Here is a 19392-nt window from a genome sequence, read left to right on the forward strand (position 1 = left end):
CCAACCCCGATCAGTAGGAAACCCGGAAACCGCATCAACACCACCCTCCAACAACTCCCACAACTGCTCCGGAGTAGCCACCCCACCCGGAAAACGACAACTCATCGCGACAATCGCGATCGGCTCCTGGGCGAAGGAGGCCGGCGCCGGCTCCGGCACCGCCACCTCCAGGTCGGTGCCCAGCACGGTGGAGAGCACGAACTCGGCGAGCGCCGCCGGGGTCGGATAGTCGAACACCAGGGTCGCCGGCAGCCGCAGTCCGGTGGCGGCGTTGAGCCGATTCCGCAGCTCCACGGCGGCCAGCGAGTCGAAGCCCACCTCGTTGAAGGCACGGCGCGGCTCGATCGCCGCTGCCCCATCGTGGCCAAGCACGGCAGCGACGTGGGCGCGGATCAGGTCTACGGTGACCCGGTCCCGCTCGGCCGGGGTAAGCGCAGCGAGCTGCCGGGCCCAGCCCTGCGCCGCGTCCGCCGGTCCGGCCGCCTGCGCGGCCCGCCTGGCCGGCAGCGGCACCAGGCCGCGCAGCAGCGCCGGTACGCCATCCGGGCGGTTGCGCAGCGTGGCCAGGTCGACCTGGATCGGCGCCAGGACCGGCTCGTCGATGCCGAGCGCCGCGTCGAGCAGGGCCAGATTCTCCGCCGGGCTGAGGCCGGGCATGCCGGAGCGGTCGATGCGTTGCCGCGCGGCGGCATCCAGCCGGCCGCCCATCCCGCTGTCACCGGTCCACAGACCCCAGGTGAGAGCGACGGCGGGCCGGCCCGCGGCCCGGCGGGCGGTGGCCAGCGCGTTCAGGGTCGCGTTCGCGGCGGCGTAGTTGCCCTGGCCGGCGCAGTCCAGCAGGCTGGCCAGGGACGAGAACAGCACGAACACCGACAGGTCCGCGTCGCGGGTCAGCTCGTCGAGGTTGACCGCGCCGTCCAGCTTGGCCTTCAGCACGGCGTCGAGCCGCTCCGGACTGAGCGAGCCGATCACCCCGTCGTCCACGATGCCGGCAGCGTGCACCACCGCCCGCAGCGGCCGGTCGGCCGGGACGGCGGCGAGCAGCGCGGTCAGCGCGTCGCGGTCGGCAGTGTCGGCGGCGGCTACCTCGACGGAGGCGCCGGCCGCCGTCAGCTCCGCGCGCAACTCCGCGACGCCGGCCGCCGCCGGGCCGCTACGGCTGGTCAGCAGCAGGTGGCGTACCCCGTGGGTGTGGGCCAGGTGCCGGGCGACGTGCGCGCCGAGGCCACCGGTGCCGCCGGTGACCAGCACCGTGCCGTCGGTGGGCCAGCGGGCGCCGGAGTTCACATCGTTGCCTCCGGTGGCGGAGGCGGTGGTGGCGGTGGTGGCGACCCGGGCCAGCCGGGGCACACTGATCTCGCCGTCGCGCAGCAGCAGCTCCGGCTCACCGGTGGCCAGGGCGGCGGCCAGCAGCGAGGATGGGGCGCCGGTGAGCCGTACGGTGACGAACCGGTCCGGGTTCTCCGTCTGTGCGGCCCGGACCAGGCCCCACACCGCCTCGGTAGCGAGATCGTCGGCCCGGCTGACGAAGACCAGCCGGGAGCCGGCCAACCGCGCATCGGTCAGCCACTGCTGGAGGGTGGCCAGCGCGTCGGCGGTGGCCACCCGGACGTCACCGGCCCGGACGGCGACGAACGTCCACTCAGGTACGGTGGCGCCGGCATCGATCGCCGCACCCAGCGCGGCGGCGTCCGGGTACCGGGATGCCGAGCCGATCCGCTCGTCGCCGAGCACACACCAGCGGGGGGTGCCCGACGGCGTGGGCCGGTGGCCCAGCTTCGTCCACTCCAGCCGGAGCAGCCGCTCGTGATAGCCACCCCGGGCGGCGGTGAGCTGGGCGGTGGAGACCGGCCGGGAGACGAGGGAGCGTACCGAGGCGACCGGCGCGCCGGTGGGATCAGCGAGGGCCACCGAGACGCTGCCCCCGGCGGCGGGGGCGATCCGCACCCGCACCTCGGCGGCGCCGGCCGCGTGCAGCGTGATGTCGTTCCAGGCGAACGGGATGCGCACCTCGTCGTCGGCGGATTCGCCGTGGCGGGCCGCCGCGTCGATGGCGTGCAGGGCGGCGTCCAGCACCGCCGGATGCAGGCCGAAGCGAGCGGCGTCCGGCCGGTTGTCGGCGGGGAGCGCGACCTCGGCGTACACCTCGGCACCGCGCCGCCAGACGGCCTCGAGACCCTGGAAGACCGGGCCGTAGCCGTAGCCCCGGCCGGCCAGCACGGGATAGATATCGGTCAGGTCAACAGGCTGGGCACCCCGGGGCGGCCACTCGGTGAGCGGGGTGCCGGAGTCGGCGGCCTCCGGAGCGAGGATGCCGCTGACATGCCGGGTCCAGAGCTGGTCGCCCGGCTCGTCGGGGCGGGAGTAGATGGCCACCGGGCAGCGTCCCGCCGGGTCGGCGGCGCTGACCACCACCTGGAGGGCGACCCCGTGCTCGTCCAGCGCCAGCGGCGCCTCCAGGGTCAACTCCTCCACCGTGCCGCAGCCGACCTGGTCCCCGGCCCGGACCGCCAGCTCCACGAAAGCGGTGCCGGGCAGCAACGCCACCCCGGAGATGATGTGGTCGGCCAGCCACGGGTGGCTGCGCAGCGATACCCGGCCGGTGAGCACCACCCCGTCACCGCCGGCCAGGCCGACGACCGCACCCACCAACGGGTGACCGGCAGCTAGCTGACCGAAACCGGTCGCGTCGGCGCTGCCGCCACCGGAGGCCATCCAGAACCGGCGACGCTGGAACGCGTACGTGGGCAGGGCGACCCGGCGGGCACCGCGCGAGGCGAAGAAGGCCGACCAGTCCACGGACGCACCCCGCACGTGTACGCGGGCGAGGGCGGAGACGATGTCGGTCCGCTCATCCTGGTCGGCGCGCAGCACCGGGGTGAAGGCCGCGTCGTCGTCCTCGGTGAGGCAGGCCGGTCCCATCGCGGAGAGCACCCCGGCCGGTCCGAGTTCGAGGAACGTGGTGACACCCTCGTCGGCCATCGCCCGGACTGCGTCGGCGAAGCGGACGCCGTCGCGGACCTGCCGCACCCAGTACTCGGGATCGCACAGTTCACCGGAGAGCACCGCCCGTCCGGTCACCGTGGATACGACCGGCGTCGCCGGCGGACGATAGCTGAGCACCTGGGCCAGCCGGCCGAACTCGGCGAGCATCGGCGCCATCAGCGGCGAGTGGAAGGCGTGGCTGACCCGCAGCCGCTTCGTCTTGTGCCCGGCGGCGGCGAGGGCGGCGGCGACCTCGAGCACGGCGACCTCGGTGCCGGAGACCACCACCGAGGTTGGCCCGTTCACCGCCGCCAGGCTCACCTGCGCCTCGCGACCGGCGAGCAGCGGGCGAACCTGCTCCTCGGTGGCCTGCACGGAGATCATCGCACCCTCGGCGGGGAGCTGCTGCATGAGTCGACCGCGCGCGGCGACCAGGATCGCCGCGTCCTCCAGGGAGAGCACCCCGGCGACGTGGGCAGCGGCCAGCTCGCCGACCGAATGTCCGGCGAGCACGTCGGGGCGCACCCCCCACGACTCCAGCAGCCGGAACTGGGCGACCTCCACGGCGAACAGCGCGCACTGGGTGTAGGCGGTCTGGTCCAGCAGCGCCGCCTCGGCGGTGCCGGGCTCGGCGAACAGCACGTCGGTCAGGGGCGCGTCCAGTTGCAGGTCCAGCCAGCCGCAGGCGGCGTCGAAGGCGGCGGCGTAGACCGGATAGGCACGGTAGAGCTCACGTCCGGCGCCGAGCCGCTGGCTGCCCTGCCCGGTGAAGAGGAACCCGAGCCCATCGCCGGTGACCTGTCCCAGGTGCACGCCGGGCAGGTCACCGCCGTCGGCGAGCACGGCCAGATCATGCAGGGTGCTCGCCCGGTCCCGGGAGACCAGGACCGCGCGGTGTTCCAACGCGGTCCGGGTGGTGGCCAGCGAGTACGCGACGTCGAGCAACGTCGGGGTGTTCTCGCTGGTGGCCAAGGTGGCGTGCAGCGCGGCAGCCTGGGCGCGCAGCGCCGCCGCACCGCGGGCGGAGAGCACCACCGGCAGGCCCGCGTCCGACGGCGCTGGTTCGGCGGTGAGGGCGGGATCGTCAACGGGCGGGGGTTCCTCGACGATGACGTGCGCGTTGGTGCCGCTGACTCCGAACGAGGAGACCCCGGCCCGGCGTGGCCGGCCCGGATCGGTCCACTCGCGGGCCTCGGTGAGCAGTTCGACGGTGCCGGCGGACCAGTCGACGGTGGGGGTGGGTGTGTCGACGTGCAGGGTACGCGGCAGCACCCGGTGCCGCATCGCCATCAGCACCTTGATCACCCCGGCGACACCGGCGGCGGCCTGCGAGTGCCCGATGTTGGACTTGAGCGAGCCGAGCCAGAGGGGCCGGTCGGCGGGGCGTTCCCGGCCGTAGGTGGCGATGATCGCCTGCGCCTCGATCGGGTCGCCGAGCCGGGTACCGGTGCCGTGTGCCTCGACCATGTCGATGTCGGTGGGGGTCAGGCCGGCGGAGGCCAGCGCCGACCGGATCACCCGCTGCTGGGACGGCCCGTTCGGGGCGGTCAGCCCGTTCGACGCCCCATCCTGGTTGATCGCCGACCCGCGGATCACACCGAGGACGCGGTGGCCATTACGAAGAGCGTCGCCAAGTCGCTCCAGCACCAGGATGCCGACGCCCTCGGCCCAGCCGGTCCCGTCGGCGGCCGCCGCGAACGGCTTGCAGAGCCCGTCCGGGGCGAGGCCGCGCTGCCGGCTGAAGGCGGTGAACGCGCCCGGGTGCACCATCACCGCGACTCCGCCGGCCAGCGCGGTGCTGCACTCCCCGCGCTGCACCGCCTGGCAGGCCAGGTGCAGGGCGACGAGGGAGCCCGAGCAGGCGGTGTCCACGGTCAGGGTGGGCCCCTCGAAGCCGAACGTGTAGGCGAGCCGGCCCGACACCACGCTCGGCGCGTTGCCGGTGAGCAGGTACCCGTCCAGGCCCTCCGGGGCCTCATGCAACCGGGGGCCGTACTCCTGGGGTTCGGCACCGATGAAAACCCCGGTCTGGCTGCCGCGCAGTGACGCCGTGTCGATGCCGGCGTCTTCCAGCGCCTCCCAGGCGGTCTCCAGCACCAGCCGCTGCTGGGGGTCCATCGTCATCGCCTCGCGCGGGCTGATGCCGAAGAAGTCCGGATCGAACTCGGCCGCGCCCTCCAGGAACCCGCCCTGGCGGACGTAGGTCTTGCCCGGCTTGCCCGGATCGGGGTCGTAGAGCCCGTCGGTGTCCCAGCCCCGGTCGGTCGGGAAGTCGGAGCTGACATGCCGGCCCTCGGACACCAGCCGCCACAGGTCCTCGGCGGAGGTGCTGTGACCGGGGTAGCGGCAGCCGATGCCGACCACGGCGATCGGCTCGTCGTCGGGCCGGCGCGGCGGCGCGGCGGCCGGGGCGGGGGCGGCATCGCCGCCGAGCAGCGTCCGCAGCAGCCGCCCGACCGCCTGCGGCGTCGGATGGTCGAAGACCAGGGTGACCGGAAGGTCGAGCCCGGTGGCGGCAGTCAGCCGACGGTGTAGCTCGACCGCGGCGAGCGAGTCGAAGCCCAGATCGCGGAAGGGCCGGCCCGGCTCAACGGCCTCCGGACCGTCCGGCAGCACGGTCCGCAGCACCTCGCGGGCCTGCTCCCGGACCAGGGCGATGAGCGCCCGGTCCTGCTCGTCGGCCGTGCGGCCCTCCAGTCGCCGCCGCAGCGCCGACAGCGCGCCGGGCTCGGCACCGGTGGGGTTCACGGACTCGCTCATGGCACGCTCCACTAGGTCTCCGGGTTCGGCGCCCCGGTCGGTGTGTCGGCTTCGGCGCCCGGTGACGGCGAGGCCGCCGTGACCGGTAGGGAGACCGGTCGCGGCGGCCTCGCGGCAACCGGCAGGGTCACCGGTCTGGACGGTGGTCGTTCACTCCTCGGGCGCGAGCAGCGCACCCGAGGCCGCGTCCCGCACTGTGATCGCGGACATCGGGCACATCTCGGCGGCGTCGATGACTGCCTCGTCGGGCACGGTCTCCGGGGCCAGGGCGGATGCCTTGCCGGTGCGGACCTCGATCTGGCGGGGCGCCGCGCCAGCGCAGACCCCGGTACCGATGCAGGCCTCCCGGTCGACGGTCACTATCCAGCGGGTGTCCACCACGGTCACCAGGCCACCAGCAGCCGCTTCGGGCCCCGGACCAGCAGGCCGGACTTCCATGACACGCCCGCGTCGCCGTCGGCCAGGCGCAGGTCGGGGAAGCGATCCAGGACGGTGTGCAGGGCCACCTGCAACTCCATCCGGGCCAGCTGCGCGCCGAGACAGTGGTGCGGGCCGTGTCCGAAGGCGACGTGCGGGTTCGGGTCACGGGTGAAGTCGATGGTCTCCGGGTTCTCGAAGACCTCCGGGTCGCGGTTGGCGCCCGGCAGGGAGACCAGCACCGGCTCGCCGGCGCGCACGGTGATCCCGCTGAGCGTCGCGTCCTCCACCGCGTAGCGGGGGAACATGGCGGCCGGGTTGAGCGGGATCATCCGCAGCAACTCCTCCACGGCGGCCGGCACCAGGTTCCGGTCGGCGCGGAGCTGCGCCATCAGCTCCGGATGGGTGAGCAGCGCGTAGACAAAGTTCGGGATGTGCGTGGAGACCGTCTCGACGCCGGTGAGCAGCAGTCCGACCCCGGCGATGGAGAGCAGCTCCTGCTCGGTCAGTCGGTCGCCCTCGTCGCGGGCCTTGACCAGCGCCCCGAGCAGGTCGTCGGTGGGCTCCGCGCGGCGCTGGGCGACCAGCTTGCCCATGTAGCCGAACAGCTGCTCGGCGTAGACCATCAACTGCTCGCTGGTACTGGTCAGCCCCTCGGTCCAGATCCGGAACTGGGCGCGGTCCTCGAACGGCACACCGAGCAGCTCGCAGATCACGGTGACCGGGTACGGCAGGGCGAAAAGCTCGACCAGATCCCCCGGGGAGCCCTTGGCGATCAGCTCGTCGACGTACTCGTTGGCGATCCGCTGCGCGTCCGCGCGGATCGCGTTGACCCGGCGGGCGGTCAGCGCCTTGCCGGCCAACTTGCGGAGCCGGGTGTGGTCCGGCGGGTCGAGGCCGATGATGCCCTCGTACGTCATCTCCGCACGGGTACGGGGTTGGTCCTTGCCCTGTGCCGCGGCTCGGCTGAACCTCGGGTCCGTCAGCACGGTCTTGACATCCTCGTACCGGGTGGCCAGCCAGGACACCTCGCCGTACGGCAGTTGCACCCGGGCCAGCGGCTCGGTCCTGCGCAGCAGCTCGTAGGTCGGGTCGATGCCGATTCCGGGCGACTCGCGGAACGGGTACTTACGGATCTCCTGATCGATCGTCACGGGCACTCCCTCGGGTCGCACCGGGCGCACGGTTTTAGGCGCTGGCGTCGATGTCTCGTCGGCCGCTCGGTGCGGTACGGCAGCTCCGGGCGACCCGCCGGGCACCAGCTGGACCAGGCGAGGAATACGTAATCAGGAAAGGAAATCCAGCCACACCCCCGCACCGCCCCTACCTTCCCCCTACCACGATTGGTAAGGGCGACTCTGGGGTGCCGCTAGGGGTCCGGGTGGACGGTCCGCCACTAGCCTCGGGTCAAGACGATGCGCTATTGACCGTCGAGCGATTCGCGCGAGCGTGCACCGGTGATTGAGTCACGCCACGTCGGTGGGCGCAACCCCCCTGGAGGATGGCTGATGTCCCTGCTCGTTTCCACGATCGCTGGTCCGGGGCGGTTCCACTCCTTCGGCCCGCACCATATCGACAAACTGGGCGCCCGCTTCGGATTGTCGGCTGACAATCTGCACGCGATCCGCACCATTTCCCAGGTGCTGCCGTTCCGGGTCAATGAATACGTCTTGTCGCACCTGATCGACTGGGACCGCATCCCGGACGACCCGATCTTCCGGTTGGTGTTCCCGCAGCGTGGCATGCTCGCCGCCGACGACGAACGACTCCTCGGTGACCTACTGGGCGCCGGCGACCGCAAGGGGCTGCGCGTGGAGGTGGCCCGAATCCGGGCCGGGCTCAACCCGCACCCGTCCGGGCAGCAGCAGCACAACGTGCCGCACCTGGACGGTCACGAGCTGCCCGGCATGCAGCACAAGTACCGGGAGACGGTGCTGTACTTCCCCCAGCAGGGGCAGACCTGCCACGCCTACTGCACCTACTGCTTCCGCTGGGCACAGTTCGTCGGCGACGCCGACCTGCGGTTCGCCGCGCCGGGTCCCGAGCAGCTGGTGTCGTACCTGCACCGGCACCCGGCGGTGACCGACGTACTGATCACCGGCGGCGATCCGATGATCATGTCGACGGAGCGGCTGCGCAGCCATGTCGAGCCGCTGCTGCAGGTGGACACCGTACGCACCATCCGCTTCGGCACAAAGGCGGTCGCCTACTGGCCGTACCGGTTCGTCTCCGACAGCGACGCCGACGACCTGCTGCGGCTCTTCGCACAGGTGGTCGCCACCGGCCGCACCGTCGCGGTGATGGCGCACTTCAGCCACCCGCGCGAACTGGCCACCGAGATCGCCACGCGGGCCATCGCCCGGATCCGGTCGACGGGGGCGGTCGTCTACTGCCAGGCCCCGCTGATCCGCTACGTCAACGACGACCCCCGCGCCTGGAGCGACATGTGGCGGGCCGAGCTGGCTGTCGGTGCGGTGCCCTACTACATGTTCGTCGAGCGGGACACCGGGCCTCGGGACTACTTCCAGGTGCCGCTCACCCGTGCCGCCGACATCTTCCGTACCGCCTACCAGGACCTGCCCGGTCTGGCTCGGACCGTGCGCGGGCCGGTCATGTCGGCGACCCCCGGCAAGGTCCTGGTCGACGGCGTCGAGCAGACCCCACACGGCGACTTCTTCCAACTCCGGTTGGTCCAGTCCCGCGACCGACGGTTGGTCGGCCGGCCGTTCCGGGCCCGGTGGTCGGCGGACGCGGCGTGGCTGAGCGACCTGCAGATCGACCCGGCCGCCCCGACGGACATCCTCGCCGCGGTCAGCCCCAGCGCGGCCCGCCCCGGCGCGGTCGTCACCACCTGAGCACGAACCGACCCGAAGGGAGCTGGCGATGGCCGGCCGGAAGATCTCGCCCAATCTCGCACTCGACCAGCTGGTCGCGCAGCGGATCGCCAGGGGCGAGTCCATCGTGCACCTCGGTTTCGGTGAGTCCCGCCTGCCGGTATTTCCGCCGCTGGTGCGACAGCTGACCGCGGGTGCGGACCGCAACGCGTACGGGCCGGTGGTCGGCGACCCGGCCACCCGGGAAGCGGTGGCCGGGTACTTCTCCCGCCGCCGCCTGCCCACGGAGGCCAACCAGGTGATCGTCGCGCCGGGCAGTAAACCGCTGCTGATGGCCCTGCAACTGGTCGTCGACGGTGGCACCCTGGTCGCCCTGCCCAGCTGGGTCACCTACGCCCCGCAGGCCCGACTGGCCGGCAAGAACGTGCGGGGGGTGCCGATCCCGAAGTCCTGCGGCGGTGTGCCCGACCCGGCAGCGCTGCGGGAGACGATCCGCGCCGCCCGGGCGCTCGGCCAGGCCCCCCGGATCCTCATCCTCACCTCGCCGGACAATCCGACGGGTACCCACGCCCCACCCGAGGTGATCCGGGAGCTGTGCGCGATCGCCGAGGAGGAGGACCTACTCATCGTCTCGGATGAGATCTACCGGGACATCCTGCACGAACCGGGGGCGGACCTGCTCAGCCCGGCGGAGGTCGCGCCCCGGCGGACCGTGGTGATCACCGGGCTGAGCAAGAACCTGGCGCTCGGCGGTTGGCGGATCGGGGCGGCCCGGTTCCCGGCCGGCGGGTGGGGCGAGCGGATCCACGCGGACGTCGCCGCGGTGGCCAGCGAGATTTGGTCCACCCTGGCCGGCCCGATGCAGTCCGTGGCCCGGTACGCCTTCGCCGAGCCGCCGGAGATCCGCGAGCGGCTGGCGGCGGACGCCGCGCTGCACGGCACGGTCGCCGGTGCAATGCACCGGATCATGGTGGACGCGGGCGCAACCTGCCGGCCACCGACCGGCGCGTTCTACGTCTACCCGGACTTCGCGCCGCTGCGGGGCCCGCTGGCCGAGCAGGGCGTCATCGACGGCGCGTCACTACAGCGCCACCTGCTGGCGGAGTTGGGGATCGCGGTGCTCTCCGGCCACCACTTCGGAGACCGACCCGACGCGCTGCGCTTCCGCGCGGCGACCAGCATGTTGTACGGCGCCACCGGGCAGCAACAGCGGCAGACCCAGGACGCTGCCGACCCGCTCGCCGTGCCGCACGTCGCCGAGGCGCTGGCCCAGGTTGAGCGGGCCCTCGCCAAGCTCCCCCGATGACAAGGATGCCAGAGATGACCAACGCCATCGTCTTCCCCGGGATGGGTCCGTGCGAGTTCGCCGACGTCGCGAAGTTCATGCTCATCAACCGGGACGCCCGCGACCTGCTCGCCACCGCGAGCGACGCCCTGGACTACGACCTGTTCGCCCGGTATCGGGACAGCGATGACGACTACTCCGAGTACGCCCAGGTGGCCTTCCTGGTCAACTGCGTGGCGTTGGCCCGCTGGGCGGAGCGGGTGCTGGACCTGCGGCCCGGACTGGTCACCGGGCCCAGCTTCGGGGGCAAGGCCGCCGCCGTGTACAGCGGCGCGCTGGACTTCGCCGAGGCGGTACGGATGACCGCGCGACTGTCCCGGATCGAGACGGAGTACTTCGCGGCCGAGCAGCCGGGCGTGGTGACGATGTCCTTCGTCCGAACCCCGCCGGATCGACTGCGGGAGATTCTGAGCGAACTGGACGAGGCCGGCGAGTGGTACGAAATTTCCTGCTATGTGGACACCGACTTCTGGATGGTGACCCTGCACGAGGGGCGTACCGACTGGTTGGCGCAGCGGCTGCGCGCCGGCGGTGGGCTGCCGCTGTACGTGATGGATCCGCCGCTACACGCTGCCGCTTTCCAGCCGCTGCGCGACCGGGTGGAGGTGGAGCTGTTCGGGTCGCTGCGCTTCACCGACCCGCAGATCCCGGTCGTCGCCGACCAGGACGGCACGGTGCGGGACACCGCAGCCGGTGTGCGGGCCATGTTGCTCGACGGCATCGTCACGCCGGTGCGCTGGCTGGAGGTGGTCGGCACGTTCCAAGGGTTAGGCGTGGAGGCGGTGCACGTCTGTGGACCGGACCGGTTGTGGGGTCGGGTGGGGGCGACCGTCCGCAACTTCCAGACCACCATCGTGGACCCGCGGCGGGCGATGTCGCCGATCCGCCGCACCGTGGTCGTGTGACGGCCGGTCGAGCACGGAGGACGATGATGACTCAGCACACCGACTACGCCCTGTCCGGGCGATTCCTGCAGGGGCTGGCCGCCGCGCCCCGGGCCACCGCCCTGCACCTGCCGTCCGGCCCGGTCAGCTACGAGGAACTACACGACACCGCCCTGCGCTGGGCGGGTGCACTGGCCGCTGGCCCGCACGGGCCACCCCAGGTGGTCGGCATCCTGGCCGGCAAGACCCTGGAGTCGTACGCGGGACTACTCGCCACCCTGTACGTCGGTGCGACCGCCGTACCGCTACACCCGGAGTTCCCGGCGACGCGCACCGCCCGGATGCTCACCGCGTGCGGGGTGTCCACCCTGTTGCTCGACGACGCCGGTCTGGCGGTACGGACCGAGTTGGGCGATGCGGTCTCCGGGGTGCCGGTGCTGGCGCCGGTGGCGGACCCGGATGGCAGCGGCACCGGTCTCCGGCTCCCGGTAGCCTCGGCGACGCCGCTGGCCGAGCCGCTCCCGGCCGGCCCCGACGACGTGGCCTACGTGCTGTTCACCTCCGGTTCGACGGGGCGCCCCAAGGCGGTGCCGATCACCCACGGCAACCTGCGGCACTACTTCTCGGTACTGGACGACCGGTACGACTTCGGGCCGAGCGACCGCTTTTCACAGTCGTTCGACCTGAACTTCGACTGCGCCATGTTCGACCTCTTCTGCGCCTGGGGTGCGGGGGCGAGCGTGCACCCGGTGCCCCCGGGGGCGTACCGGGACGTCCCGGCGTTCGTGGCCGAGCGGGGCCTGACGGTGTGGTTCTCCACCCCCAGCGCGATCACCCTGGTCCGGCGGACCGGACGGCTGGTTCCGGCGGCGATGCCGTCGCTGCGGTGGAGCTTCTTCGCCGGCGAGGCGCTGCACGCCGCCGACGCGGTGGGCTGGCTGACAGCGGCGCCCGGGTCGACCCTGGAGAACATCTACGGCCCGACCGAGCTGACCGTCACCATCACTGGGCACCGCTGGTCGCCACAGACCTCGCCAGGGCTCTGCGTCAACGGCCTCGTCCCCATCGGATCCCTGCACGACGGACACGACGGGGTGCTGCTCGACGCGGACGGCACGGCCAACGAGGTGGAGGGTGAACTCTTGGTCACCGGCCCGCAGCTGACCCCCGGCTACCTCGATCCGGCCGACGACGAGGGCCGGTTCCTCATCCGGGACGGCCGGCGCTGGTACCGCACCGGAGACCGGGTGCGGCGGCTGAGGAACAAGGAGTTGATCTACCTGGGCCGGCTGGACGCCCAGGTGCAGGTGCACGGCTGGCGGGTCGAGCTGGCCGAGATCGAGCACGCGTTGCGGGGCTGCCCCGGGATCGAGGACGCGGTCACCGTGGCCCGGTCCGGGACCGGCAGCACCGAACTGGTGGTCTTCTACACCGGCGAGCCGACCGCGCCGGCGGAGCTGTCCCGACAGCTGCGGCAGATCCTGCCGAAGGGCATGTTGCCCCGCTCGTACCGACACGTGCCGGAGTTCCCGCTGAACTCCAACCGGAAGATCGACCGGGCCCGGCTGGCCCGTACGGCCGCCGAGACCTGACCCCCGGGCCGGTCCCCCACGTCAACGGGAACCGGTCGGGGCCCACGTCAACGGGAACCGGTCGGGGCCCACGTCAACGGGAACCGGTCGGGACCGGCGAACGGTGGATCAGCCCGCGGGTTCTCCGGCGCGGGCGGCGAGGGCCCGCCGGTCGACCTTGCCGTTGGCGTTGACCGGCAGCTCGTCGAGGACCCGCACCTGCTGCGGCACCATGAAGTCGGGCAGCGCCTCCAGGCAGAACGCGCCGAGCTCCATCTCCTCGACGCCGGTAACACCCGGGTCGAGCACCACGAAGGTCGCCAGCACCGGATCCCTGCCCTCCTGGGGGAGCATCAGCGCGGCGGCGCCGGCGATGCCCGGGAACTCCCGGACCCGGCGCTCCACCTCGCCCAGCTCGACCCGGTTGCCGCGTACCTTGACCAGCGAGTCGGCTCGGCCGGTGAAGTACAGTTCGCCGCCGGCCCCCCGGTACGCCAGGTCGCCGGTGCGGAAGACCACCTGCCCGGCGGCCGGGTTGAGCGGGTCGGGCACCAGCGCCTCGGCGGTCGCCTGCGGGTCGTTCCAGTAGCCGTTGAACAGGGCGGCGCTGCGCAGGTGGATCTGGCCGACCACACCCGGCTCGTCGACCGGCCGACCGTCCTCGTCGATCAGCAGCATCTCCGCACCGGGGTGGGCGTGGCCGATGGAGATCCGGTCCGCGTCGTCGGGCAACGGGTTCGGCACGTCGGTGAAGGACGCGGCGAGGGACTCACTGCTGCCGAAGCAGTTGACCACCCGGGCCCGGGGCAGGGCCCGTTGCAGTTCGCGTAGTTCGGGCAGCGGGAAGTTCTCGCCGGAGTAGAGCACACCGCGGATCTGCTCACCGAGGGCGGCCAGTCCCGCGTGCTCATGCCGCAGCACGCCCCGCCAGATCGACGGGACGCCGTTGACCTGGGTGGCTCCGGTGTCAGTAAGGAACTGCACGAACCGGCGCGGCCAGCGCAGCAGCGCCCGGGGCACCGGCACGACGGCCGCGCCGCTGCCCAGGGCCAAGCCGATGTCGAGCAGGGAGAAGTCGAACTGGAGCGGGGAGGTGGTCGCGACCCGGTCCTCGGCGGAGACGATGCCGTGCCGGAGCATGCCTCGGAAGAAGGCGAGTACGCCCCGATGGCTCATCACCACGCCCTTGGGCCGGCCGGTGGTGCCGGAAGTGAAGATCATGTAGGCGGGGTCGGTGGGGACCAACTCCCGGCGGCGCCGGGTACGGGGCGCCGGGGCCCGCTCGATCTGGATGCCGTCGGCGCCGAAGCGGGCGGTGCCCAGCGGCGTGGGCAACGCCTCCCGGCGTCCATCAACGGTTTGCAGGTGCAGCGCCGCCTCGGTGCTCTCGGCGATCAACGCGAGGCGCTGCGCCGGTGTCTCCGGGCTGACCGGGATGAAGGTGAGCCCCAACGAGGAGCAGGCCAGGAAGGCGGCGATGGCGGTCGGAGAGGTGTCCGACTCCAGGATCACCCGGTCGCCGATGTCCAGCCCCAACTCGTCGAGAGCGGCGGCGTAGCCGTCAACCCGCTGGGCGAGCTGACGGTACGACAGGGTGCCGGTCTCGCCGCCGACGGCCTGAACGACGGCCGGCCGGTCGGGCGTCAACCGGGCGCCCGCCAACAGAAACTCGGGCAGCGTCTCCACGGAGGCGTGCGTGCGCGCGAAAATCTCTCGACCCATGGCCGGAGCGTATCGGCGACCTTAAGTGCGCCACACCCGCATCGACACCCCTAATGACCCCTAACCGTCGACCCTCCACGGGACCAGAAATTGTCGGGTCGTCTACGCCCAGCAGTCATTGCTAGCGTTTTCTCACCCTGCACCGGAAGGAAATCACCGACATGTGGGATCAACGGTTCGAGACCATCCTGCGCCAGCACCTGCCCTTCCTCGACCCGGAGGAGCCGCTGCTGGGCGGCGCCAGCCTGCGGGACTCGGGCCTGGACTCCCTCGCCATGGTCGAGCTGCTGGCAGTGCTGGAAAGCGAGTACAACGTACGGTTCGTCGACGAGGCGATGTCGATGGAGACATTCGCCACCGCGCAGACACTATGGAGCGCACTAAGCGACATGCTCGGTGCTTCCGTGTGACGCACCAGCGCGCCACGGCCCGCGACCAGTTCGGTCGCGGGCCCCTTTCGATGGCCAGCTCAACCTTGAACGGCGAGAGCACGCGGTGTGGACGACAAGCTCAGAGCTGGTCGAGAAACTCGGTGAGGATGTCGGTGAACCGCTCCGGGGTCTCCAGGTGAGGCAGGTGACTGGCCCCGTTGATGATCTCCCAGCGAGCACCGGGGACCAAATCGTGGAAGGGGCGTACCGCCGCCGGAGTGACCTCATCGTGCTCGCCGCTGATCACCAGGGTCGGCGCGTCGATCTGCGGCAACCGGTCGACCAACGAGTACTCCCGCAGGGTCCCGGTCACGCAGAACTCGCTCGGCCCGTTCATCGAGTGGTAGACGGTGGGGTCTCCGTTGATCTCCATGAAGCTGGCCATCAGCTCCGGGGGCAACGGCTCACACCGGCACACGTGCCGCTGGTAGAAGACCATCATCGCCGCCACGTAGGCGGGGCTGTCGGTGGTGCCGGCCGCCTCGTGCCGGCGCAGTGTCTCGTCCACGCCGGGGGGCAGCGCGGCCCGCAGGACGTCCAGCTCGGGCAGCCACAGCGGGTATGACGCGGGGGCGTTGGCGATCACCACGCCACGCAGCCCGGCGGGGCGATCCATCGCGTGGGCCGCCGCCAGCACCCCACCCCAGGACTGCCCGAACAGGACGTACCCGTCGGCGACGCCGAGCCGACGCAGGAGGTTGTCCAGCTCGGCCAGGAACAGCTCCACCGTCCAGAAGTCAGCGCCACGGTCGGGCAGGTGGGTGGAGCCGCCGTTTCCGAGCTGGTCGTAGTGCACCACCGGGCGACCCGAGCGGCTCAGCTCGGCCAGGTTGAGCAGGTAGTCGTGGGTGCTGCCCGGGCCGCCGTGCAGCACGACGAGTGGCGGCGGACCCTCGTGCAGTCGGCCCGTCACGCGGTACCACGTCCGGTAGTCGCCGAACTCCACGGTGCCCCGGTCGGTCGGTGCCAGTGTCATCGCGTTCACTCCAGCTGTCGTCACTGCGAGATCCAGTCCCGGACCACGCCGGCCGTCGCAGCGACCTGCCCCTCCATCATGGTGAAGTGGTCGCCGGGCACCTCCCGGAGTGTGTGCGGGGTTTCCCAGGTGGCTCGCCACCCATCGTCGTCGCTGGCCATGATGGACTCCTGTGGCCGGACGAAGAGCACCGGTGTATCGACAGGCTCGATCGGGCAGCTTTCCAGCAGCCGCACGTAGCGGCCCATCGCCGACAGCCGGGCGCTGCTGAACTCGCCGAAGGCGGCCTCCCGATCCAGCAGCGAGTCGAGCATGTGGGTGAAGAAGGCCGGTGTGGTGCTGCCGGTGGTCAGGTACGTGTCCAGCAGCACCACCCCGGTCGGGCCGTGCCCCTGCCGCTCCAGCTCACCGGCGGTGGCGTGGGCGAACAGCCCACCCGAGGAGTAGCCGACAAGGAGGTACGCCCCCTGTTGGGCGATCGGGCGGACCATCTCGGCGAAGACCCGCACCGCCGCGTCGGACGAGGCCGGCAGGCTCTCGTCACGGCCGAAGCCCGGCACTGGCAGGGTCCACACGTCGCGGGTACCACCAAACTCGGCGGTGAACCGGGCGTACTGCTGATCGCCGCCGAGCGCCATCGGCGAGGGAAGACAGACCATCGCCGGCCCCTGGTCCCCGCGGGCGAGCCGGCGGGGCCTGGGGATCTCCGGCAGGTCGGCCGGCCCGTCAAAGGTGGGCCGGATGTCGGCGACCGCGTACAGCAGGGACAGGCCCTGCTGAACCCGGCCACCCTTGACGGCGGTACGGAACAACGCGCTCATGGTGTCGGCGGCGTCGGTCGGACCGGTGTGCTCCTCGGCCGGCGGGGCGGCCAGTTCGGTGCGCAGCAGGGCCGCGAGTTCGGCGACGCTGCCGTGGTCGAAGACCACGCCCGTGTCCAGCCGCAGCCCGGTGGCCTCGTTCAGGGCGTTGCGCAGCTCCATCGCGGTGAGCGAGTCGATACCGAGTTCGACGAAGCGCAGCGCCGGGTCAACGTCGTCGGGTCGGGTGTGACCGAGCACCGTCGCGGCCCGCCTCCGGACCAGGTCACGCAGCAGCGCCTCCTGGCCGTCGGTGTCGAGACCGGCGAGGGTACGCCGCAGCCCCGCCGGGTCGGGCCGGGTCACCCCGGACCGGCTCCGCCGCTGCGGGGTGACGAGCGTACGGAGGATCGGCGGCACCTCTCCCGTGGCCGGGGTACGCAGGTCGGCCTTGACCGGCACGAGCACCGCGTCCGTACGGGCCAGCGCCGCGTCGAGCAGGTCCAGCCCTTCCTGGCGGGACATCGGCAGCACCCCGCCGCGGGACATCCGGGCCCGGTCGGTGCCACCGAGGTTGTCGGCCATGCCACCGCCGGCCCACGGCCCCCAGGCAAGGGACTGGGCGGGAAGCCCGGCCGCCCGGCGGGCGGCCGCGAGCGCGTCGAGGAAGGCGTTTGCCGCCGCGTAGTTGCCCTGGCCCGGCCCGCCGAGCACACCGGCCGCCGAGGAGAAGAGCACAAACGCGGTGAGGTCCGCGTGGCGGGTCAGCTCGTGCAGGTTGGTGGCGGCGTCAACCTTGGGCCGTAGCACCGCGTCGAGGCGTTCCCGGGTCAGCGAGGGGATGGTTCCGTCGTCGAGCAGCCCGGCGGCATGCACCACCCCGGTCAGCGGGTGGTCGGCGGACACCCCAGCGAGCAGCGCGGCGACCGCGCTCCGGTCGGCCAGGTCGCAGGCGACGACGGTGACCCCGGCACCCCGGGCGGTGAGATCGGCGCTCAGCGCGGCCATGCCGTCCGCGTCGGGACCGCGCCGGCTGGCCAGTAGCAGGTGCCGCACCCCGTGCGCGTCGACCAGATGCCGGGCGACGAGCCCGCCGAGGGCGCCGGCGGCCCCGGTGAGCAGGACGGTGCCGTCGGCGGTGAAAGTGCTGCCGGAGGTGCTGTCGGATGCGCCCGCGGCCACCAGCCGGGCGACGTGTGCGACACCCTCGCGGAGGACCAGTTGCGGTTCACCGCCGGCCAGCACGGCCGGGAGGGCCGACACCGACTTGTCGTGGTCGTCGAGGTCAACCAGGACGATCCGGCCTGGGTTCTCCGACTGGGCGGAGCGGGCGAGCCCCCAGACCGCGGCAGCCGCCGGCTGGGTGACCGACGTGCCCTGCGCGCCATGGGTGAGGACCATCAGTCGGGACGACGCCAGTCGCTCGTCGGCGAGCCACCGCTGCAGCAGGGCGAGGAACTGCCCGGTGGTGTGCCGGGCACCGGCCGCGAGGTCACGGAGGTCGGATCGGACGCTGGCGACCAGCACCACGTCGGGTGCGGTCGCGCCCGCGTCCAGGCCGGCGGTGAGGGCGTCGAGGTCGGGGTGGGTCTCGACCGCCAGCCCCGCCGTGTCGAGCGCGGCGGCCGACTTGAACTCATCGGTGCCGACGAGTGCCCAGCGACCGGTGTCCGCAGTGGTGGGCAGCGGCACCGGGGTCCAGTCGACCCGATACAGGTGCTCCTGCCGGCCACCGCGAGCGGCCACGAGCTTACTGACGTCGATCTCTCTCAGCACCAGGGAATCGACCCGGGCGACGGGTGCGCCGGTCTCGTCGGCGAGGGTGAGGGTGACCTGCTCGGGGCCGGTGGGAGTGACGGTGACCCGAAGGGCGACGGCGCCGGTGGCCTGGATGGTCACCCCGGCCCAGGAGAACGGGACGGCGGGCGCGCCCTCGCCCCGGCTGAGGCCGATGGCGTGCAGGGCCGCGTCGAACAGGCCCGGGTGCAGGTGGAACCGGTCGGCGTCGGTCACATCGGCGGGAAGCGCGATCTCGGCGTACACCTCGTCGCCGTGTCGCCAGGCGGTCCGCAGGCCCCGGAAGACCGGGCCGTAGCCGAGGCCGACCTCGGCCATTCGCTCGTACAGTCCGTCGAGGTCGACGGGGATGGCGGCGGCTGGGGGCCACGGGGCCGGCAGGTCGGCGGTCGGGGCCGGCGGGGCCGGGGCGACCACTCCGACGGCGTGCCGGGTCCACTGCGCGTCCTGGTGCCGGGAGTAGACGGTGACCGGCCGCGCGCCGTCCGCGCCGGGTGCGCCCACGGCGACCTGCACCTGTACGCCGCCGTCGTCCGGGATGACCAGCGGGGCCTGGAGGGCGAGTTCGGTCAGTTGGCCGCAGCCGACGTGGTCACCGGCATGCACGACCAGCTCCACCAGGCCGGTGCCAGGCAGCACGATCGTGTCGCCGAGCGCGTGGTCGGCCAGCCACGGGTGGGTACGCCGGGACAGGAGGCCGGTGGCGATGAGCCCGTCGGAGTCGGGGAGAGCGGTGACGGCCGACAGCAGCGGGTGTTCGGCATCGAGCAGGCCGGCGGCGGTGACGTCCTTGTCGGCTCCGGTGTCGGGCAGCCAGTAGTGCTGGTGTTGGAAGGCATACGTCGGCAAATCCACCCGACGCCCACCCCC

11 protein-coding genes are annotated in these 19392 nt (G+C 72.3%); 5 read left to right on the forward strand and 6 right to left on the reverse strand.

Annotated features, from left to right (window positions below; genetic code table 11):
• The 3 genes from H0524_RS14425 to H0524_RS14435 all read right to left on the reverse strand — a co-directional run.
• Positions 1-5745: type I polyketide synthase (locus H0524_RS14425; protein WP_180199101.1), on the reverse strand; the 5745-nt coding region annotated here is incomplete at its 3' end.
• A gap of 150 nt (positions 5746-5895) precedes the next feature.
• Complete coding sequence (locus tag H0524_RS14430; protein ID WP_018728944.1) at positions 5896-6132, reverse strand: ferredoxin; 237 nt, start codon at positions 6130-6132, stop codon at positions 5896-5898.
• The gene (locus tag H0524_RS14435; protein ID WP_309225109.1) at positions 6129-7316 is read right to left on the reverse strand and encodes a cytochrome P450; all 1188 of its coding nucleotides are present in this window, start codon (positions 7314-7316) and stop codon (positions 6129-6131) included. The genes H0524_RS14430 and H0524_RS14435 overlap by 4 nt, the downstream gene beginning before the upstream one ends.
• A gap of 354 nt (positions 7317-7670) precedes the next feature.
• On the opposite strand from H0524_RS14435, the gene H0524_RS14440 reads away from it, so the two are divergent.
• Genes H0524_RS14440 through H0524_RS14455 form a run of 4 tightly spaced genes read left to right on the forward strand, consistent with a single transcriptional unit; the run spans position 7671 to position 12817 of the window.
• Entirely contained in the window at positions 7671-9017 is a 1347-nt protein-coding gene (locus H0524_RS14440; protein WP_180199103.1) for a KamA family radical SAM protein, read from the forward strand.
• Positions 9018-9045: 28 nt separating this feature from the next.
• A complete protein-coding gene (locus tag H0524_RS14445) occupies positions 9046-10302 on the forward strand; it encodes a pyridoxal phosphate-dependent aminotransferase (protein ID WP_180199104.1) in 1257 nt (418 codons plus the stop codon).
• Between the two features lie 14 nt (positions 10303-10316).
• Positions 10317-11246, forward strand: coding sequence for an ACP S-malonyltransferase (locus H0524_RS14450; protein WP_180199105.1), 930 nt, complete (start codon positions 10317-10319; stop codon positions 11244-11246).
• A 26-nt stretch (positions 11247-11272) separates the two neighbouring features.
• A complete protein-coding gene (locus H0524_RS14455) occupies positions 11273-12817 on the forward strand; it encodes an AMP-binding protein (protein WP_180199106.1) in 1545 nt (514 codons plus the stop codon).
• Between the two features lie 108 nt (positions 12818-12925).
• Here H0524_RS14455 and H0524_RS14460 read toward each other — a convergent pair whose 3' ends face one another.
• The gene (locus tag H0524_RS14460) at positions 12926-14518 is read right to left on the reverse strand and encodes an AMP-binding protein (RefSeq protein ID WP_180199107.1); all 1593 of its coding nucleotides are present in this window, start codon (positions 14516-14518) and stop codon (positions 12926-12928) included.
• A 161-nt stretch (positions 14519-14679) separates the two neighbouring features.
• Here H0524_RS14460 and H0524_RS14465 point away from each other — a divergent pair, with 161 nt between their 5' ends.
• Positions 14680-14928, forward strand: a complete 249-nt coding sequence (locus H0524_RS14465; protein ID WP_180199108.1) for a phosphopantetheine-binding protein — start codon at positions 14680-14682, stop codon at positions 14926-14928.
• A 100-nt stretch (positions 14929-15028) separates the two neighbouring features.
• Here the strand turns inward: H0524_RS14465 and H0524_RS14470 are convergent, their stop codons facing one another.
• Positions 15029-15934 carry a proline iminopeptidase-family hydrolase gene (locus H0524_RS14470; protein WP_309225110.1) on the reverse strand — a complete coding sequence of 302 codons (906 nt, stop codon included), beginning with the start codon at positions 15932-15934 and terminating at the stop codon, positions 15029-15031.
• Positions 15935-15945: 11 nt separating this feature from the next.
• Positions 15946-19377: a type I polyketide synthase gene (locus H0524_RS14475; protein WP_180199110.1), complete on the reverse strand. Its 3432-nt coding sequence runs from the start codon at positions 19375-19377 to the stop codon at positions 15946-15948.
• Positions 19378-19392: the final 15 nt, after the last annotated feature.

The organism is Salinispora sp. H7-4, assembly GCF_013416675.1.
GTDB classification, from domain to species: Bacteria; Actinomycetota; Actinomycetes; order Mycobacteriales; family Micromonosporaceae; genus Micromonospora; species Micromonospora vitiensis.